We start from the raw sequence: 19,274 nt of genomic DNA on the forward strand, positions 1-19,274 counted from the left end.
CGATGTGCCCCGGAGTATCGTGAGACCGAGCCCCGAAAGGTCTGCACAACGATCCGCCGGCACCGGCAAAGGTCTGGGAAACGGGCCTCTGTTTGGTCAGAACCACCTCGGCGGGGGTCCTAGCGTGGATGTAGCAGCAGTCGTATGAAAGGTTTTCCGGTTCACATGTTCAGGCAGTCGTCGAAGTTGGCCAATGTCCTCTATGACATTCGAGGACCCGTCCTCGAAGAGGCCCAGGCGATGGAAGCCGCCGGGCACACGATCCTCAAGCTCAACATCGGCAACCCTGCCCCCTTCGGCTTCGAAGCCCCCGAGGCGATCGTCCAGGACATCTCCGCGAACCTTCCCGTGACGCAGGGGTATTCGGACTCGCGGGGGATCCTGTCGGCCCGCCGCGCCGTCGTCCAGTACTACGAGACCCACGGCATCCACAATCTCGGCACCGACGAGGTCTACCTCGGCAACGGAGTCAGCGAACTCATCACCTTGAGCCTGCAGGCCCTGTGCAACCCGGACGACGAAATCCTCGTGCCCGGCCCGGACTATCCGCTGTGGACCGCCTCGGTGGCGTTGTCCGGCGGCACCCCGGTCCACTACCGCTGCGCGGAGGAGGACGCCTGGCAGCCGGACCTCGACGACCTCGAATCCCGGATCACCGAACGCACCCGCGGAATCGTCGTCATCAACCCGAACAACCCGACCGGTGCGGTGTACTCGCAGGAGACGCTGCAGAAGATCGCCGACATCGCCCGCCGCCACGGCCTCATCGTCTTCTCCGACGAGATCTACGAGAAGATCACCTACAACGGCGTCGAACTGGTCAACATGGCCACGCTCACCGGCGACGATGTTCTGTGCCTGACCTTCTCCGGGTTGTCGAAGGCCTACCGGGTCGCAGGCTACCGTTCCGGCTGGCTGGCGATCACCGGACCCCTGGACGAGGCGCACAGCTACCTCGAGGGCATCAAGCTGCTCGCGAATATGCGCATGTGCTCGAACGTTCCGGCCCAGCACGCGATCCAAGCGGCCCTGGGCGGGAAGCAGTCGATCGATGATCTCGTTCTGCCGACGGGCCGCCTCGGCGCGCAGATGCAGGTCGCCCACGAGGGGCTCAACGCGATCGACGGCGTCTCGGCCCACCGGGCCGACGGTGCGCTGTACATGTTCGCGAAGCTCGATGTCGAGAAGTTCGGCATCACCGACGACGAGCAGTTCGCCCTCGATCTACTGCGCGAACAGAAGATCCTCGTCTCCCACGGCACGGCCTTCAACTGGCCGAAGCCCGACCATTTCCGACTCGTCACCCTGCCCTCGGTCGAGGTGCTCACCGAGGCGATCGAACGCCTCGACACGTTCCTCTCCGGCTACCGGCAGGTCGCTCCCACGACGTGCGAGCTGCCCGTGGTGCGCGAGCATGAGGTACGCGGAGCCGCAGCCGCCGGTTGACGGCGGCGAGCGCTCGGGCGAAGCACCCATCCGATGCCGGGTGCGGCGGAGGCACCGAGCCCCTGCGACACTGGTCTCATGACAGAGATCGATGATGAGCCGGGGACCGTGTCCGCCACCGCCGTGGCCGAGATCGTCGGAACTCTCTCCCGCGGGATAGATCTGGACCGCGCTGCCTTGGCCCGCTGTTTTGAGCACCACCCCGACCTCATCGACTCCTTCTCAGATCTCTCGGCGACCATGACCCGGTGGAAGCAGAAAGATCGCGAGCGTTCGGCCCTCCTGGAAAGCGCCTCGGAGCTCATCCGCGTGCGCGACACCGAGAAGCTGCTGCAGAAGCTCGTCGACCGTGCCCGAACACTCATCGGATGCGATATCGCCTACCTCTCGCAGTACTATCCGGAGACCGACGACCTGCGTGTTCAGGCAAGTCGCGGAGCGATCTCGGCGAATCTCAAAGAACTGCGAGTGCCTCCGGGCGTCGGACTGGCGGGACAGGTCGTGCGCGATCGCGCCGCACAGTGGACGTCGAACTACGATCTGACCCGACTGCCTCACGAAAGACGGGTCGACTCCGCGGTGAAGGCCGAGCGCATGGAATCACTCCTCGGAGTGCCGATGGTCGTCGACGGCGAAGTCCTCGGCGCCCTCTTCGCGGCCAACCGCTACCCACATGACTTCACCACCGACGAGATCACCCTGCTGTCGGCTCTCGCAGACCACGCTTCCGTGGTGCTGAAGACAGCGCAGCTGATGGGAGACCTCGCAGAGGCGGCCCAAGCCTCCGCGGAAGCCGAGGAGACGGCAGCCGCGCAGGCCAGCACCCTCCAACGGCTCGTCGAGGTCGAGGAGCAGCTGACGCAGCTCGTCCTACAGGGTCAGGGGGTCCTCGCAGTTCTCGACGCCATCTCCGAACTGCTCGAGGCCGACGTGAGCGTCGTCGACAGCGGACGCCTCGACTCTCCGAACTTTCCCGCAGATGAGTTGCTCTTCGACGGCATCACTGTGGACAATGCCGACGTCCGAACGGCGCTGAGTCACAGCCGGGCGACGGGCCGAAGCGCACAGGTCGCCGGTGCCCGGCACCTATACGTCGCCTCGGTGGCGTCCCACCGCCGACAGCACAGCGCACTCTTCGTGCGTTTCAACGACGAACCGGCGGACGGCGACGCGAACATCGTCGCCCAGGCGGCGCAGACGCTCGCGCTCATCCGAATGAACGAACAAGCCCGGGCTGATGCCGAGAACCGAGTCCGTGGCGAACTCGCAGTCGACATCATTGCCGGCACTCGTGATCTCAGTGAGCTCGAAGCCCGTTCCCGAACCGGCAGCTTCAGCCTCTCCGGGCCCTGGAGACTCATGACGATTCAGGGCGACATCGAAAACGATGACCGCATCGCCGCTCGCCTGGTCCGCGTCGAGCCGCGCATTCTCATGACGCAGCGATCCCCCGGGATCACGGTGCTCCTGCCCAGCGCCGTGATCCGCGACAGGCCCACCCTGGACACCCTGTTCGAAGAGTCGGGCGCCCTCGAAAGTTCGCTGGTGATCATCTCCGACACCGATTACGACAGGAAGCAGCTGCGCACCGCCGAGGACGAAATGTGGTCGTGCATCCGCATCCTCAATTCCCTCGGCATCAGCGAAGGAATCTTTCCCACGGAGGATTTCGCGCCTTACACCGCAATGTTCGGCACCGCGCCGGAGCAAACGGAGAGATTCATGCAGCGGATGCTCGAGCCGCTGCGCCGATGGGACCGAACCCATTCAGCCGAGCTGCTCTCGACTCTGCGGGAGTATTTCGAGTCCGGCATGAGCATCCGTCGAACCGCGACTCAGATGTCAGTGCATGTCAACACCGTCAAGCAACGACTGGAGAGAGCCGATCTCGTGCTCGGTCAGGAGTGGAGGACACCGGAGCGGGCGTTCCGCCTCCAGGTCGCGCTCCGCCTCGAAAAGTTGAAGTCATCCTTCTAAGCCTCTATGTCTGGAACAGCCAAAGGCGAGCGATATTCACATCCGAAAAAGACATGGCAGATTCACGCGTGCATTGTTTGACTGATCTCTGCGGAGGAACTCCGACCGACAGCCTATGTCGGCCAATGACGACCTGACTGGAGATACACGATGGCAGTGAACAGCCGAATTGCCGACTTCCGAAACATGTCGGTCGGTGATCGCAGGAAAGCCGTCGCAGCCTCGACTGGGCTCGACGCCCAACTGTTGAGCCAGCTCGATGCGGATGCCTTCGGTCCCGAAGACGCCGCCAACCTCAGCGAGAACATCTTCGGCGTGTTCTCGCTTCCTCTCGGCGCAGCCACCAACTTCACGATCAACGGCACCGACGTGCTCGTACCCATGGCGACCGAAGAGGCCTCGGTCATCGCCGCCGCCAGCAACGCAGCACGAATGGCACGTCCGCACGGCGGTTTCTGCACAAGCTCGACCGAGCCCGTCATGCAGGCACAGATCCAGCTCATCAACGTGGCGGACCCGCAGGCCGCGCGCACACGTGTCCTCGAACGGCAAGCCGAGATCATCGATCTGGCCAATGCGCAGGACCCCAAGCTCGTCGAGGTCGGCGGCGGAGTCAAGGGCCTCGAGGTCCGTCTCGTCGAAGCGCGGACGACCACGTACGTTCTCGTCCACCTCCTCGTCGATGTCCGAGACGCGATGGGGGCGAATGCAGTCAACACGATGGCTGAGGCGGTCTCCGGAGCCGTGGCAGCCATTGCCGGAGGCGACGCACTCCTGCGCATCCTCACCAACAAGGCGGACCGTCGACTGTCTCGGGCACGGGCCGTCTTCGACAGGGATCTGCTCGGCGGGAATGAGGTCATCGACAACATCCTCCATGCCTACGAACTCGCCGCAGCCGACCCCTATCGAGCGGCCACTCACAACAAAGGCATCATGAACGGCGTCTCCGCGGTCGTCCTCGCAACCGGGAACGACACCCGTGCGGTCGAGGCCGGAGCGCATTCCCATGCGCTCGTCGACGGCCGATACTCTTCTCTCTCGACGTTCGAGAGGAATGCCGACGGCGACCTGGTCGGCACCCTCGAGATGCCCATGCCCGTCGGCCTCGTCGGGGGCGCCACCAAGGTCCATCCCGCCGCGCGCACTGCTCTGCAGATCGCCGAGGTGGCGACCGCACAGGATCTCGCCGAGATGATCGTCGCGGCCGGCTTGGCGCAGAACCTCGCGGCACTGCGAGTTCTCGCCACCGAGGGTGTGCAGCGCGGACACATGTCACTGCATGCGAAGAACCTCGCGGCCTCTGCCGGAGCGAACGCCCAGGAGACCGCGATCATCGTGGACCGCCTGGTCGAAGAGAAGGCATTTCGGTTCGACAGGGTCCAGTCAATCCTCGACGAACTCCGCTCCGGTGTGGCGCGATGACGGTACAGCTTCCACAGCGGTTCGCGGCATCGAATCTGCCGACCGAGGTCAGTGTCTGCGAGGTCAGCGCTCGAGATGGTCTGCAGTCGCAAGCACGCACGCTTCCTGTCTCAACCCGGCTCGAACTGATCCGGCGGCTCTCCGATGCCGGCCTGAAGACCATCGAAGCCGGAAGCTTCGTCTCTCCGCGGGCCGTTCCCCAGATGGCCGACACACGATCGGTGCTCGCAGGCCTCGACCTGAACTCCGAAATCGCGTTCCCCGTCCTCGTCCCGAATCGAAGGGGTCTCGATGATGCCGTTGCAGCGGGAACGAAAGACGCCTCGGTCTTCATCAGCGTCACCGAATCGTTCGCCCAGGCCAACCTCGGCGGCTCCCTCAAACACACCACAGACCGCAGCATCGAGGTGGCACGCGCAGCAACCGCGGCGGGGATGCGGGTGCGGGGCTATCTGTCGATGGTCTTCGGGGACCCCTGGGAAGGCGCGGTCGATCCTGAGCACGTCGCCACGGCTGCGCGTCGCCTCGTCGATGCCGGCTGCCTGACGATCTCGCTCGGCGATACCATCGGAACCGCGACTCCCGGTCATGTGACCGCTGTTCTTGATAGCCTGGTCGGCGCCGGGATTCCGATCGATCGGATCGCCCTGCACACCCACAACACCTATGGCCAGGCGCTTGCGAATGTCTACTCCGCGCTTCAAGCAGGTGTCAGTCAGTTCGACGCATCGGCAGGAGGGATCGGTGGCTGCCCCTTCGCCCGCACAGCGTCCGGAAACCTGGCCACCGAAGATCTCCTCTGGATGCTCCAGGGTCTGGGCATCTCCACCGGCGTCGACATCGACGCCGTGGCGACGGTCAGCCAGTGGCTGGGCAAGCAGCTCGGCATTCCGCTTCCATCCGCAACATCATCGGCCGTCCTCGGCCGGTAGTTCCATCGTTCACGTTCCCGACAGCCGTCGGCCGACAGAAGGCAGGCAATGATGCCGCAATTGCTCGAGGTGTGGAATGACACCGTCGACCCCAGACATCTCATCGGAGGAATAGCCATCGGAGTCGGGATCGCTGTCCCGGCCTACCTGATCTCAGATCAGTACTTTGCTTCCCGAGGCGACGAGACTCTGGGCCATTCCTATGCACTCCTCATCGGAATCGTCGGTTGCATCATCGGCGCGGTCATCACAGGAGTGCTGTTCAAGCCCAAGCGAGTCATCATTACATCCGATTCTGACACTCGAAATCGCCAGGAGATCCTCGACGAAATCGTCGAGGAATACGGGGACCTGGGCGACCCCCGCGAACTGCGTCCTGCGGTCCAAGAAGAGGTCCGGGCCCTCGGCCTCTTCGACGCGCTTGTCGAGAATCATGAGGCTCGCGCCCAGGAGAAGGGCGGGGAGAAGTGAGCGCAGAACTCATCGAACCCGTCCTGTGGGCAATTGGAATGGCGGTCCTTGCCGGAGTGCTCTTCACAGGGATCGGCCTGATCTCCGGCACAGACGAAACAGCCATCGTTGCACCGCTTGCGCTCTTGGTGATCCTTATTGGCGTTCCGCCCTCGGGCGTCATCGCATTCTTCCTTGCAGCGATCATTTCCAAACATATTTCCCACGCTGTGCCCACTACGCTTCTGGGCATACCAGGGGATACCACCGCCGTTCCCATGTTGCGCGAAGCTCAGCTTCTGCGCTCTTTGGGCGTCCCTCACATCGCTTTGCAGAAGGCGATCTCTGGTGGTGTCATATCGGTTGCGATAGCAGTTCCGCTGTCGATTGTCTTTGCTCTCGTACTCACGCCATTCGCTGATGCGATCGGTGCCGCCGCTCCGTGGATCTTCATCGCTGCCGCCGTCCTCGTCGCCTATACCTCAAAGGGAAAACTAGCCGCCGTTGCTGCGCTCATCCCCTTCGTTCTGCTCATCGTCGGACTCCAGGCCTTCATTATGGAACAGAAGGAAGCGACCTTTACGACGTCGTTCTTCTTGGGAATCGCCACCGGTCCGCTCATCTTCGACCTGTTCTCCGCAATGTCGCCTGTCGGCCGTCGGGCCATGCGTCAGGAAGGCAAGCGGGAGTTCAACCTTGCGCCTGATGTTCGCCCGAGAGGCGACAGGAGACTGCTTAACCCGTTCAAGGCTCTGAGCGGCAAACAACTCGCCTACACCAGCGGATCGGCAGCGATCACCAGCGCAACTTTCGTGTTCTCACCCGTGGCCATGGCCGTGCTCATGGGCGAAGCCGTCGGCAGCCGAATCAAGAATGGCTATGAGCGACTGACGACTGTCATCACTGTCAGGAATGGAACAACGGAATCGACCTATATCGCCGAAACTCTTATTCCACTGATCGCCATCGGGCTGCCGCTTTCGCCGATGGCCGCCGGTCCGGCGGCACCCCTGTTCAATGCTCCGCCGGTCTATACTCTCGACGCGGAGGCGGGGACGACGAACAATCTCCACGACCTGCTCACGACGGGTCAGTTCGCACTCTTCTCCGTGATCGCAGCGGTCATCGCCGTCGCCATCGCCTACCCCTTCGTCATGACGAACGCCCACCGGGCGGCGACCTGGGTGATGCGATCGGTCTCCCACGAGGCGATCATCGCCGGATTCGCGGCCCTCATATGCGTCATCTGCCTCTACGAAGGCGGACTGCTGGCACTCGGTGTGACGATCACCGTCGGCCTCGTCGGCGGTCTGTTCAACCGGATGATCGGCATGCACGCCGGCGTCCAGTTCATGGGCTACTACGTCGCCGTGCTCACCGTGCCCGCCATCCTCGCGCTGTGAGAAGGCGGCTCAACCCCGTGTAAAACCGCGGTGAGACCTCGACTCACCTAGCTCTGAGACCGAGCGTCACCGCCACTGCCGGGTGACCGTGCGGACGTCGGCGACCACCTCGGCGATGGCGGAGTTGTGGGCATCGACGATCGGATCGTGGCGGACGCGCACCTGCGGCCGTGCCGCCCGGGAGACGAGCAGAACGTCACGGCGGCAGTCGCTGAGCGGCATCGGGATGACGGTGATGTCCGGGTCGGTCGACAGCGATGATTCGGGGATCATCGCCACCGCCAAACCGGCCGAGATCATCCGATTGATGGCCGCATAGTCATCCATCCGCATCCCCACGCGGGGTTCAAAGCCGGCAGACAGACAGAACGAGCGGACGACCTCGTCGATGGCATCACCCGGGTCGATGCTGAACGCCCAGGTCTGTGAGACCAGAGCCGTGAGGTCCGGCCGCCCGTGGTCGTCCACGCTGATCGGACCGATGGACTTCGGAACGCACAGGAACAGCCGCTCCGAATACAGGTGCGCGGCATTGAGCGTCGCCGGAATCCACGTTCGGTCGAGGTCGGTCGACACGAGCAGCGCGAGGTCGAGGTCCCCGGATTCGAGTCGGGAGACGAGCTTCGCATGCTCGTCCATCGTCACGTCCAGGGCCGCCGTGAGTACGTCGGTCCGGTCACCGGCAACCGCCTCATCTCGGGTCTGCCACCTGGGCCGAGCCTGCAGCTGATCATGCAGACGCGGGATGACGCGGGCTCCGACGGTGGGCACCGCCCCGATTCGCACCGGAACGGCCTGGGATTCCCGCCACAGCGCCACCTCGGCGCCGAGGCGGTCGCACAGCCCCAGGATCTCCGTGGCCCGTGCGACGACGAGGCTGCCCACCGAAGTCGGGTGCGATCCGCGTGGTGAGCGGTCGATGAGCGTGGCCCCGAGCCTGCGCTCGAGATTGCGCAGATGATGATTGACCGTCGGCTGGCTCCATTGCAGCGCGGCGGCGGCCGCGGCGACGGATCCGGTGTCGGCCACGGCGCGCAGAGCGGTGAGGCCGCGGGTATCCAGAGGTTCCATTGATCTCCCCCCTTGAGTTCAATACTGACTATAGAGCAACAGAGGAAAGTTGCTATTCTCTCGTACCTGCTCGCCTCCTTAATCTGGAGGCATGACCGTGCACCAGGACTCCCCCATGCCCCCGGCCCCGCACTCCTCCTCGGGGTCACCGATGCATCCTGCCCTCACGCAGTCACGCGCGCCCTATGCCGAAGCTCTGGCGCACGCGGCCGACCGCAATTCGCTGTTCCTGTCCACCCCCGGACACGGAGGCACGACCGAAGGCATCTCCGCAGGTCAAGCCGAATTCTTCGGCGAGCACACCCTCTCCCTGGACATCCCCCCGCTCTTCGACGGAATCGACCTCGGTGCCGACACCCCGAAGGACGAAGCCCTGCAACTGGCCGCCGAGGCCTGGGGCGCCCGCCGCACCTGGTTCCTTACCAACGGCTCCTCTCAGGGCAACCGCATGGCCGCCTTGGCCGTCGGCACCCTCGGGTCCGGCGTCGTCGCCCAGCGCAGCGCGCATTCGAGCTTCATCGACGGCATCGTGCTGGCTGGGCTCAACCCCGGCTTCGTCTACCCCAACGTCGACGAGGTCAACGGCATCGCCCACGGCGTCACCCCCGACGCCCTGCGCCGGGCCATCCGCAATCACCCCGAGCCGGTGACCGCCGTCTACCTCGTGACCCCGAGCTACTTCGGCGCCGTCGCCGACGTCGAAGCCCTCGCCGAGGCGGCCCACGAAGCGGGTGCGGCACTGATCATCGACGCCGCCTGGGGTGCCCACTTCGGCTTCCACCCGGATCTGCCGGCTTCCCCTGTCACCCAGGGCGCCGACATCGTCATCATGAGCACGCACAAGCTCGCGGGCTCGCTCACTCAGTCCGCGCTGCTCCACCTCGGCGACACCGAACTCGCCGATCGCCTCGAACCGGCGCTGGCACGCGCGTTCATGATGACCGCCTCGACGAGCGAGAACGCACACCTCATGGCCTCGATCGACCTGGCCCGCCGCGAACTCATGACCTCGAAAGAGGCGATCACGGATTCGCTGGACAACATCCGCCACATCCGTGCGCAGATCGAGGCCACCGACCGCTATCACCTGCTGTCCGGCGAGTTCCTCGGTCATGCCGACGTCGTCGATATCGACCCGTTCCGCCTGCCCATCGACATCACCGCCACCGGACTCGATGGCCACACGGTGCGCAAACGTCTGGCCGAGGACTTCGACATCTTCCCCGAGATGTCGACGGCGACCACCCTCGTCGCCCTCATCGGCATCGGAAAGTCCCCGGACATCGGCCGCCTCATCGACGCCCTGGAGACTCTGCGCCGCGAAACCGCAGACTCCGCCGCCGCGCCGACGCAGGCCGCCGGCCTCCCGCCGCTGCCCATGGCCGGCCGACTGGCGATGACCCCGCGTGAGGCGTACTTCGCCGATTCCGAACTCGTCACCGCCGCCGAGGCGGGCGGACGGGTCAGCGTGAGCTCGCTGGCCGCATACCCGCCCGGGATCCCCAATGTCCTGCCCGGCGAGGAGATCACCGCCGACACCATCGACTTCCTCCAGGCCGTGGCCGCGAGCCCGTCCGGACACGTCCGCGGTGCCGCCGATCCCGGGCTCGAGACCTATCGGGTCGTCAGGAACTGATCGGCGCGCAGTCACCGCCCCGGCAGGCCCAGGCAGCCTTTTGGCACTGTCTACTCTGAACTGCTCACGTTCCTCCCTGTGCAGTTGAGAAGAAGGTGTACCGATTCGCCGCAGCGGGCTTCAGCCGTCGGCTGTGGCCGGGACGCGTTTGAAGAAGTAGAGGTTCGCCGTGACGAGGTCGGCCGCCTTGGCGGAGTCCCCCGACTCGATGAGGTCGACGATCCTCGGCAGCTCGCGAGCGGACTCGACCGCGATGGCCCCGATCTGATCCTGGCGTCGGTAGAGGCGCGACTGATCGCGCAGGCGCAGGCTGATCGCGGCGGCTCGCCCGCCGAGGCCGTGCTCGAGCAGAGCCTCATGGAACCTGCGGTCCTGCGTATAGAACTCGGCGAAGTCGCCGGCCTCGGTCGCGGCCACGGTCGCCTCGGCGAGTTCGCGCAGTCGGACGATCGCCTCGGATTTGGTCGTTGCCTCGGCGGTCTCGGTCACCGACCCGTCCGTCACCGCCTGTACGCTGTCAGCATTCAGGACACGACCGACGATGTCATCGCTGCCGGCCTCTGCCAGACTGCGGGCGGCGGGGACAGCGAGAAGAACGCGGATGGCGATGATCTCCTCGAGGTCCGCCTCGGTGATGTTGACCAGACGGAAGCCGCGATTGGGCACGGCCTCGACGGTCCCTCGGTCACGAGCGCCATCATCGCCTCGCGCACCGGGCTGAGTGAGATGCCGAGCTGCTTGGCCAGGCCCGCGGCCGAATAGATCTTATCCTCGGTGTCGCCACGCTGTGCGGCGGCCGGCTTCCAGCCGGAACAGGCCCATCAGTCTCGGGAGTGGGAGACGGGTGCGTCGTTGGTCTCCGCGGGACTCGGGGTCGCGCTCATTCCTCGCCTGGCACGCCTGCCGGACGGCTTCGATGTGGTGCGTGTGCCGCTGCGCGGTGATCCGGTGGCGTCGCGGAAGATCCTCTCGGGCGTCCGCCGTGGTTCGGGCGCTCAGCCGATCATCGCCTCGGCATTAGAGGTCCTCCGGGAGGCTGCTGAAACGGCGGCCCGCCAGGGGGCCTGATCATCCGGACCTGCGGTCGCATTCGACGCCGCTTCCTCGCGACGACGGTGGTGAGGACGATCCCGGCGATCAGCACCAGAACGGAAACCACGGCCACAACGAAACCGGTGATGAAGAAGCCGGAGGCGACATCGTCGAAGGCGTCGACGTTGCCACCGCCGCCGAGGAGGAACAGGAACATCGGAATGACGAGGATGCACAACCCCACCCCGAGGCCGAGGACTCCGGCGATGATGAGGAGGATTCCCGGCACCACGGACGGTTTCTTCGCAGGCACGCCTTGCGGCGGGATCCCTACGGGCTGGATCATCTGCGGGTGATGCGTCATTCGGGTCTCCTTCCTCTCCCCGATCCTATCGGGGACTCGAAACCACGCCATGACCTGCGCGTAGAGTTGAAGCACATACTTCGAAAGACGGGCACCACGATGGACGATATGACCTCCGATGATCGGTCCAACCAGGTCGACAGCGAATCTCAGACTTCCGCACCCGAGGACACGGCCGCCTCGGCGCGAGGTGGGACGCTCAAACGGACGATCGGCCTGAGCGAGCTCGTCTTCTTCGGACTCGTCTTCATCGGTCCTGCGGCCGCCGTCGGCGTGTTCGGCACCCTCGATGCTCGCTCGGGCGGGGCCGTGGCGTTGGTCTATATCGTCGCGACGATCGTCATGGCCTTCACCGCAGTCAGCTATATGCGCATGTCACGGGAGGTCCCCCGCGCGGGCACGGTGTTCGCCTACGCCTCGGCGGGAATCGGGAAACCGGCCGGCTTCGTCGCCGGGTGGATGATTCTCCTCGACTATCTCTTCATCCCCTCGGTCGCCTATCTGTTCACCGGGATCGCGCTGAACTCGATCTTCCCGGCCCTGCCTGTCTGGGTGTTCGTGGCCGTCGCCGTCGTGCTGACCACCGGGCTCAACCTCGCCGGGGTCAAGGTCGCCTCCCGCGTGATCACCGGGGTCGTCCTCGCCGAGGTGGCCGTCCTCGCCTTGGTCCTCGTCCTCGGCATCGCCTACCTTATCCAGCAGGGGCCGGCACGGGGATGGTTGACGCCGCTGACCGGGGTCGATGCCTTCTCCGTGACCGCGGTGCTCGCGGCCGTGTCCGTGGCCGTCCTGTCCTACCTCGGCTTCGATTCGCTTGCGACGTTCTCCGAGGAGGCCAAGGGCGGGCCGCGGATCGTCGGCCGGGCCACGCTCATCTGCCTCGTGCTCGCCGGCGTCTTCTTCGTCGCGCAGACCTGGGTGGGCAGTCTGCTCTCACCGCTGACCCCGGCGGAGCTGCAGGCAGATCCTTCGCTCGAGGGAGCCGCCTACTACGACGCCGTCGACTCGACTCTCGGCCCGTGGCTGCACTGGCTGCTCGCCTTGGCCAAGGCCGTGGGCGCGGCGTTCTCCGCGATGATCGGTCAGGCCGCAGGCTCCCGCATCCTCATGGACATGGGACGGTCCCGTCAGGTGCCGAAATTCCTCGCCGAGGTGGCCCCGAAGACCGGTGTTCCGTGGAAGGGAATCCTCGTGGCCGCCGGCGGCAATGTGATCGTGGCCGGGTGGGCGGCGACCCGCGCCGATGGTCTCGACCAGCTGACCTCGATCGTCAATGTCGGGGCGCTGACGGCGTTCATCTTCCTGCAGGCGTCGGTGGTCGGATACTTTCTCGTGAAGAAGCAGGGCAGCGAGACTCCCAATTGGTTCAACCACGGCGTCATTCCGGTCATCGGCGCCGGTCTGCTCATCGCCGTGCTCGTCAGCGCAAACCCTCTGGCCCTGGTCATCGGAGCGATCTGGCTCGTCATCGGCATTGGGGTGTTCGCAGTGAACAACCGGCGGCGAATCCACGGTTGAGCCGCTCAGGCGGCCCTTCGTCTAGCCATCGAGGAATGAGAAGGGCGGGCCGCCTCGACGATGGAGTCATCGGTCGTACTGGCGGGTTCTCAGTCCTGCAGGCGGGTCGTTCCTTCGTGGCTACCGGAGGTGTTGAGCTGTTTGGCGTAGCAGCTGTCGGGGCCGAGGCCATGCGATGAGCACCAGGACAGAGCATCATCGGGGTCGTCGTAGCCGATGCCGACGACGGTGACCCAGAAGTTGTCCTCTTTGAAGCTGCTGAAATCGCCGGACCAGATGAGCTTCACGCGGGGGAACTCTTCGCGCAGCCCTTCGAATTCTTCGAGGATCGCTTCTTCGTCCCAGGTCTTTCCCTCGGCTTCGAGGCCGACCTTCTTCGAACTCAGCTGCGGAACCCATTTGCCGTTGAGTTCGCTCTTCGCTGTCTGTCCGTCGGAGTCGGCGAGCTGTTCGAGTGCCTTCTTCGGGTCGTCGGGCAGCGCCGATTCGGTCTCGGTGGGTTCGGGTGGCTGGCCGGCCGCGGCCGAACCGTCGTCGCTGGCGGAGTTCGTCGGCTCAGTCGTGGAGGCGACGGTGTCGGGATCATCGGAGTCCTTCGAGAAGAAGGTCGCCGCGCCCCATCCGATGCCACCGGCGAGGACGATGCCGACGATGACGAGAAGAGCGATGAGTCCTCCGCGCTTCTTCTGCGCGGGCTGTCCGGCCCGCTGATACGGTCCCGGACCATAGCCAGGTGGCGGCGGGGGCGGTTGCTGGTGAGGAGGCTGGCCGACGCCGTGAGGCGGGCCGCTCTGCGAGTGCGGGGTCTGGATATAGGGGCGCTGCGGCGGAGTGCTCCAACCGTTGCCCGACTGGGGTCCTGACTGCGGGCTCGGCGGGGGTCCCGGCTGGGATCCGGGCTGCGAGGACCATTGGCTTCCCGACCGGTCGTTGACGTCCCATTCGTTCTCATCCCCGCGCCCGGGAGGGTTCGTACTCATCCGTAACTCCAGATCGATCACGCCGTATTTCAGAAAAAGTCCCAATATAGAACTTCTCTTGCATTAACAGCCTAATATAAGTTGTGAACTACACATGCTTGATCTGCTCAGTTGATTGTTTCGATTTGAACTACATTGCGCAGCTGTCAGGCAACTGCACTTGAGGACTGGGTATGCACGACGAATCCGACGAGACGACACCGACCGCCGCCGAGGATCCGAAGGATCAGACCGCCGAAGACCAGGCTGCTGAGGACCAGGAGAGTCCCGAATCGTCTGATGAGGCGGGCACCGAGGCCCCGGACTCTCCCCAGGCTCAGGAAGATGACGCGACCGAAGTGATGGATTCTGTCGGACCCGACTCCACTTCCGATCCTGCCTCCGATGCCGAGAGCTCGGAAACGATCGGTTCTGCAGATTCAGCAGGGGCCGACAATTCCGATTCCACCGAGGAGACCGCTCGCTGGGCACCGCCCGAAGACGGATCACCCACCGCCGGACAGACAGCCGACCCGTACGCTCAAGGGCCCGGCACCAACCAACCCGATCCCTACCAGCAGAGCCCCGACCAGCAGAATGCCTACCAGCAGGGCGCCTATCAGCAGGGCGCGTACCTGCAAGGCTCGGGCCCTTACCAACAGGACGCTTACCAACAGGACGCTTACCAACAGGGGCTCTACCCACAGGGCTCCGGCCCCTACCAGCAAGCCCCTCATCAGCAGGGCCCTGACCCGACCGGCCAATCCGGTCCGATGCCCTACCCTGCACCACCGGGTTACCCTGCGAACGCACCGAAGTCGAAGTTCGCCTCGGCGCTGGGGAAGGGATCCACGTGGAAAACCGCGCTGATCCCACCGGGGATCGCCCTCCTCGGCGGCATCATCGTCTCCATCATCCTCACTGCCATCCTCACGTCGATGTCGGAGTTCGACTCCGTGACGGGGGAGACCGGACTCAACCTCGACAGTCTCAACTACGCCCTGCCGTTCATCCTCATGGCGCTGTCGCTGTTCGGTTCGGCGGCGCTGCGCCTGGACATCAACGCCCCTGACAGCTTCAATGCCCAGCTGAGCATCTTCACCACCGGAGCACCTCTAGTGGTCACCATCGTCATTGTGGGTCTGCTGTGGTGGATGACGAAGATCAGCGAACGCCGATCCCCCGCGCCCAATCGGGTGTCCACGTGGATCCGCATCGGGGTCGCGACTCTGGCGATGACGCTCGTGCTCTTCCTCCTCCAGGTCATCTTCGCCGCCCGCGCCTCCGCCCTCGAAGAGGAAGGATCGTTCACCTTCTCCTTCTCCGCGGTCACCGCCCGATCGTTCTTCCTGCCGCTGCTCGTCATCCTCATCACGAGCATCGCCGGCCGGGTCGCCGGGCATTTCAAGGGCACCGAGGCGATCGGTGCACCATTCCTGCGCTGGGCCGTCCCACCTCTGCTGGTGACCTGGATCCACCTGGCCCTCACCGTGGCCGTGTTCTCGATCGTCGCGCTCTTCGTCCTGCCGCTGTCCGTCGAGATGCCGGGCCAGCTGGTCCCGCTGACGTTCGTCAACATGGGCCTCATCCTCACCTCGCTGACCCACCTCGGCGGAATCAGCGCCACCGCCCAGGGCGACTTGGGCTTCTACTCGGACACCTTCTCCGAAAGCCTCACCCTGTTCAGCCGCGAGGCTCCCGGCCTGCTGTGGCTGGGACTGCTCGTCGTTGCGGTCACCGTGCTGATCGCCACGGTCGTCGCCACCGTCACGCGTCGACCGGCCTGGACCGTGATCGAGCAGGACAAGCAGCAGTGGTCGAGTGCGTGGAAGCTGCCGGTGGCGTTCTGCCTCGTCTGGGGCCTGCTGTCGCTGCTGGCCATTCCCGCGAACATGTCGATGTCCGGATCCGCCGAGGCGGCCATGTTCTTCGGGGGTTCCGGTGCGGCTCGTGCGGGGATCGGCCCGTTGGCCTGGACCTTCCTCATCTTCGCCCTCTGGGGTGGGGTCATCGAGGTGCTCTCGCGCACGCTCGGCCCACGTCTCGCCCTCACCTTCCCCGCGGTGGCACGGATCGCCGCCGGGCGGACGGTGCACCCGCACTGGGGACCGTATCTGGGAATGAGCGAACCGCAGTTCGCGTTCGTCCATCCCGATCTGGCTCGGGCTGCAGCTCCGACACCGCCGCCGATCGCTCCCGGACCTGGCGAAGTCGGACCGCAAGGGCCCGCCGGTTATCAGGGCCAGCCGGCATCGCCGGACGCGTTCGGCTCGCAGGGTCAGGGGCAGGGTCAGCCGCAGGCCCATCCGGGAAGCCAACCTGGCAGTCATCCGGGCGCTCCGCAGCAGGGACTGCGACAGGGCCCCCAGCAGTTCTCCGCCCCGGGCGCTCCGCAGCAAGGCCCGCAGCAGGGTCCACCGCCGCCTCCGACTCCGTCCGACCAGCAGGCTTATGCCTGGCCGCAGGGTTCGGCCGGCCAGCAGTCGTACTCGGCTCCGCAGGGAATGTACGCCGCGCAGCCGTACGCGGGTCCGGCCCAACCCTTCGACAAGAAGAAGGCGAAGCTCGTCTCAGTCGTCGCCGGCGGTGCCGCCCTCCTCCTCGTGGCCGCGATCATCGTCGTCACCCAGCTCAACGGGCACATGTTCGGCCCCGAGGCGACGGTGGAGAAGTACTTCTCGGAGCTCTCCGACGGTGACGCCGAAGGTGCACTCAAGGTCGCTGACGTCGACGTTCCGCAGGAGTCACGCACCCTGCTGACCAACGACGTCCTCGGCGGCTCGAAGGCACTGCCCGACGATGTCACCGTCGAAGACGCCGAGATCTCAGGAGACACGGCGACGGTCGCAGTCACCTACGATGTCGGCGGTTCCAAGGGCAACAGCACCCTGACCCTGTACAAAGCGGGGAAGAAGGCGCTGTTCTTCGACGACTGGGCGCTCAAGAGCCCGGACCTGCTCACTCTCACCGTCGACACTCCCGGCCTCAAGAAGGTCAAGGTCAACGGAATCGACGTCGACAGCGACGGGTCGACCCTGTCCCTGCCGGCCTTCCCCGGTCTCTACACGATCGACCTGGCCGAGAAGTCCGATCTCATCACCGCCGACGCGGTCGAGGTGCGGGCGTTCCTCGGCGATGACGCGAACATGGAGGGCGAGGAGACGCCGGTGCTCTCAGCCCACCCCTCGGACGCGTTCCGCACCGAGGTCGACAAACAGGTCAAGACCCTCATCGACAGCTGCGCGAAGAAGTCCGTCGCCCAGCCCGACGGGTGCCCGTTCGGATCCTCACTGGCCGAAAGCTATGACGCCACCGGACTCACCTGGTCGATCTCGTCGTATCCGACGGTGACCGTCGCCGATGACTCCTTGGGTGCCGACCAGTACTCGAACCCGGAGGACGCGACCGGTCCGAACGGCGGTCCGGCGTGGCTGATCTCCTCGAACACGTCCGGTGAGGCCCTCGTGACCGGCACCTACGACATGTTCGACGAGTCCGAACCCTTCGATGACACCGTGTCCTTCGACCTCAACGGCACCGCCGAGATTGTCGACGGCAAGATCGTCATCACTGTCAGCGACAACCCCTGGGACTGGTGACCGACGCGGCGTGGCCCGGCCCCAGCCGGGGCACGCCGTTCAGTCCAGGGACACGCTGGTCGACACGCGGTTCAGTCGGGAGCACGTGGTTCAGTCGACGAAGATCGCCGAGGCGGTGCTGCCGATCCGTTCCACGAGCCCTCGTCCTTCATCGACGTAGGCGGCGCACTCATCGTCGGGGACCATCGCCCCACCGGTGAGCCACACCAAGTGGATGCCCGGCGCCGATTCGGCCGCCGCGTCACCCATCCGCCACGGAATGGTCAACCCGGCGGTTGCGGAGGGTTCGACATCGATGCCTTCGGTCTCGTGGAGCACGCCGACGCCTGCCCGGATGACCTCGTCGGGGACCGCGGCGAACCCGGAGATGAGCGGCCCGATCGTCGGTCCGATGAAGCGTGACGGGCGGGCAACCGCCAGCCCGTCGGCAGCAGTGGCCCCGGACAGCCCGATGTCGTGCACGGAGATGTCGCTGTGCCGACCGGTGCGCACGCCGAGGAACATCGCTGGGGCCCGACTGGGTTCGACGAAGATGCAGCGCACCGCCGTGCCGAAGACACGTCGGAGTCCGAAGGTCACTCCCCCGGGCCCGCCTCCGATTCCGCACGGCAGATAGACAGTGAGCGGATTGCGATCATCGATGGTCACGCCGACGGCCGCGAACTGGCGTTTCAGTCGCAGCGCTGCCACCGAGTATCCGGCGAAGAGGCTCACCGAGTCCTCATCGTCGACGAAGTGCGTGTTCGCAGCAGTTTCCGCCGAGGCGCGGCCGGCTTCGACGGCTTCGACGAAGTCGCCGACATGTTCGATGACGTCGACGCCGTGGTCGCGCAGCATCGTCTTCTTCCATTCCCGGGCATCGGCAGACATATGCACCGACGCAGCGAATCCGAGTCGAGCGCTCAGAATTCCGATCGACAGCCCGAGGTTGCCGGTCGATCCGACGACGATGCGGTGGTTCGCGGCGATCTCACGGAACTGAACACTCGAATAGGTGGCGGGATCGAGTACGTCGAGGCCATGGTCAGCGGCGACCGCCTCGGCGAATTCGAGCACCTCGTGGAAGCCGCCACGGGCCTTGATCGACCCGCTCACCGGCAGACTGTCGTCGCGCTTGAGCCACAGCCGTCCGACCAGGTCGGATCCGAACAGATCGTCGAGGCGACGCTGCGCCGCCGGTGCCGGCATCAGGGTCGATTCGATCATTCCGCCGCCGGCTTCCGGGAACGCCTCGGCGAGTTCGGCCGGGACCGTCGATGTCTCCGGGAAGGTCGTCGCGAACCAGGGGGCGAAGCAGTCGAACCGGGCCGCCGCGGAATCCATGACCGCGCCGAGATCGGGCAGGGCCGCCTCGGTGGGGGTGGAGCGGAGCCACGTCGTCGGTCGGCCCGATGCCAGGGATCGGATGATCTCGTCGGTGCTGAGGTCGTCAGGCAGTGCGGTCATGCACCGATCGTAGCCC

15 protein-coding genes are annotated in these 19,274 nt (G+C 65.3%); 10 read left to right on the forward strand and 5 right to left on the reverse strand.

Annotated elements, in window-relative coordinates:
* Positions 1 to 165: 165 nt before the first annotated feature.
* The 6 genes from CXR29_RS16695 (at position 166) to CXR29_RS16720 (ending at position 7,633) form a co-directional block, all read left to right on the forward strand.
* Positions 166 to 1,446, forward strand: a complete 1,281-nt coding sequence (locus CXR29_RS16695; RefSeq protein WP_127365149.1) for a pyridoxal phosphate-dependent aminotransferase — start codon at positions 166 to 168, stop codon at positions 1,444 to 1,446.
* 78 nt (positions 1,447 to 1,524) lie between these two features.
* Positions 1,525 to 3,423 (forward strand): helix-turn-helix domain-containing protein, encoded by a 1,899-nt coding sequence (locus CXR29_RS16700; RefSeq protein ID WP_164742860.1) that lies wholly within the window; start codon positions 1,525 to 1,527, stop codon positions 3,421 to 3,423.
* A 150-nt stretch (positions 3,424 to 3,573) separates the two neighbouring features.
* Positions 3,574 to 4,848 carry a hydroxymethylglutaryl-CoA reductase, degradative gene (locus CXR29_RS16705; protein WP_101594019.1) on the forward strand — a complete coding sequence of 425 codons (1,275 nt, stop codon included), beginning with the start codon at positions 3,574 to 3,576 and terminating at the stop codon, positions 4,846 to 4,848.
* Positions 4,845 to 5,780, forward strand: coding sequence for a hydroxymethylglutaryl-CoA lyase (locus CXR29_RS16710; protein ID WP_101594017.1), 936 nt, complete (start codon positions 4,845 to 4,847; stop codon positions 5,778 to 5,780). The genes CXR29_RS16705 and CXR29_RS16710 overlap by 4 nt, the downstream gene beginning before the upstream one ends.
* A gap of 48 nt (positions 5,781 to 5,828) precedes the next feature.
* Positions 5,829 to 6,251, forward strand: a complete 423-nt coding sequence (locus CXR29_RS16715; protein WP_127365150.1) for a hypothetical protein — start codon at positions 5,829 to 5,831, stop codon at positions 6,249 to 6,251.
* Between the two features lie 38 nt (positions 6,252 to 6,289).
* Entirely contained in the window at positions 6,290 to 7,633 is a 1,344-nt protein-coding gene (locus CXR29_RS16720) for a tripartite tricarboxylate transporter permease (RefSeq protein WP_206516290.1), read from the forward strand.
* Positions 7,634 to 7,699: 66 nt separating this feature from the next.
* Here the strand turns inward: CXR29_RS16720 and CXR29_RS16725 are convergent, their stop codons facing one another.
* Complete coding sequence (locus CXR29_RS16725; RefSeq protein ID WP_127365152.1) at positions 7,700 to 8,704, reverse strand: LysR family transcriptional regulator; 1,005 nt, start codon at positions 8,702 to 8,704, stop codon at positions 7,700 to 7,702.
* Between the two features lie 91 nt (positions 8,705 to 8,795).
* Between CXR29_RS16725 and CXR29_RS16730 the strand changes: the two genes are divergently transcribed.
* A complete protein-coding gene (locus CXR29_RS16730; protein ID WP_338142530.1) occupies positions 8,796 to 10,340 on the forward strand; it encodes an aminotransferase class I/II-fold pyridoxal phosphate-dependent enzyme in 1,545 nt (514 codons plus the stop codon).
* 120 nt (positions 10,341 to 10,460) lie between these two features.
* On the opposite strand, the gene CXR29_RS16735 is transcribed toward CXR29_RS16730, so the two are convergent.
* On the reverse strand, positions 10,461 to 11,006 hold the full coding sequence (locus CXR29_RS16735) for an FCD domain-containing protein (RefSeq protein WP_127365153.1): 546 nt from the start codon (positions 11,004 to 11,006) through the stop codon (positions 10,461 to 10,463).
* Positions 11,007 to 11,114: 108 nt separating this feature from the next.
* On the opposite strand from CXR29_RS16735, the gene CXR29_RS16740 reads away from it, so the two are divergent.
* On the forward strand, positions 11,115 to 11,408 hold the full coding sequence (locus CXR29_RS16740) for a LysR substrate-binding domain-containing protein (protein WP_241241507.1): 294 nt from the start codon (positions 11,115 to 11,117) through the stop codon (positions 11,406 to 11,408).
* Here CXR29_RS16740 and CXR29_RS16745 read toward each other — a convergent pair.
* A complete protein-coding gene (locus CXR29_RS16745) occupies positions 11,344 to 11,736 on the reverse strand; it encodes a hypothetical protein (protein ID WP_127365154.1) in 393 nt (130 codons plus the stop codon). The genes CXR29_RS16740 and CXR29_RS16745 overlap by 65 nt on opposite strands.
* Before the next feature lie 108 nt (positions 11,737 to 11,844).
* On the opposite strand from CXR29_RS16745, the gene CXR29_RS16750 reads away from it, so the two are divergent.
* Positions 11,845 to 13,254 carry an APC family permease gene (locus CXR29_RS16750; RefSeq protein ID WP_127365155.1) on the forward strand — a complete coding sequence of 470 codons (1,410 nt, stop codon included), beginning with the start codon at positions 11,845 to 11,847 and terminating at the stop codon, positions 13,252 to 13,254.
* 89 nt (positions 13,255 to 13,343) lie between these two features.
* On the opposite strand, the gene CXR29_RS17790 is transcribed toward CXR29_RS16750, so the two are convergent.
* On the reverse strand, positions 13,344 to 14,234 hold the full coding sequence (locus tag CXR29_RS17790; RefSeq protein ID WP_241241508.1) for a hypothetical protein: 891 nt from the start codon (positions 14,232 to 14,234) through the stop codon (positions 13,344 to 13,346).
* A 173-nt stretch (positions 14,235 to 14,407) separates the two neighbouring features.
* Here CXR29_RS17790 and CXR29_RS16760 point away from each other — a divergent pair, with 173 nt between their 5' ends.
* Positions 14,408 to 17,812: a hypothetical protein gene (locus CXR29_RS16760; protein WP_241241509.1), complete on the forward strand. Its 3,405-nt coding sequence runs from the start codon at positions 14,408 to 14,410 to the stop codon at positions 17,810 to 17,812.
* Positions 17,813 to 17,902: 90 nt separating this feature from the next.
* Here the strand turns inward: CXR29_RS16760 and CXR29_RS16765 are convergent, their stop codons facing one another.
* Entirely contained in the window at positions 17,903 to 19,258 is a 1,356-nt protein-coding gene (locus CXR29_RS16765) for a D-serine ammonia-lyase (RefSeq protein ID WP_127365156.1), read from the reverse strand.
* Positions 19,259 to 19,274 lie beyond the last annotated feature (16 nt).

The organism is Brevibacterium linens (genome assembly GCF_003999335.1).
Taxonomy (GTDB): Bacteria; Actinomycetota; Actinomycetes; order Actinomycetales; family Brevibacteriaceae; genus Brevibacterium; species Brevibacterium linens.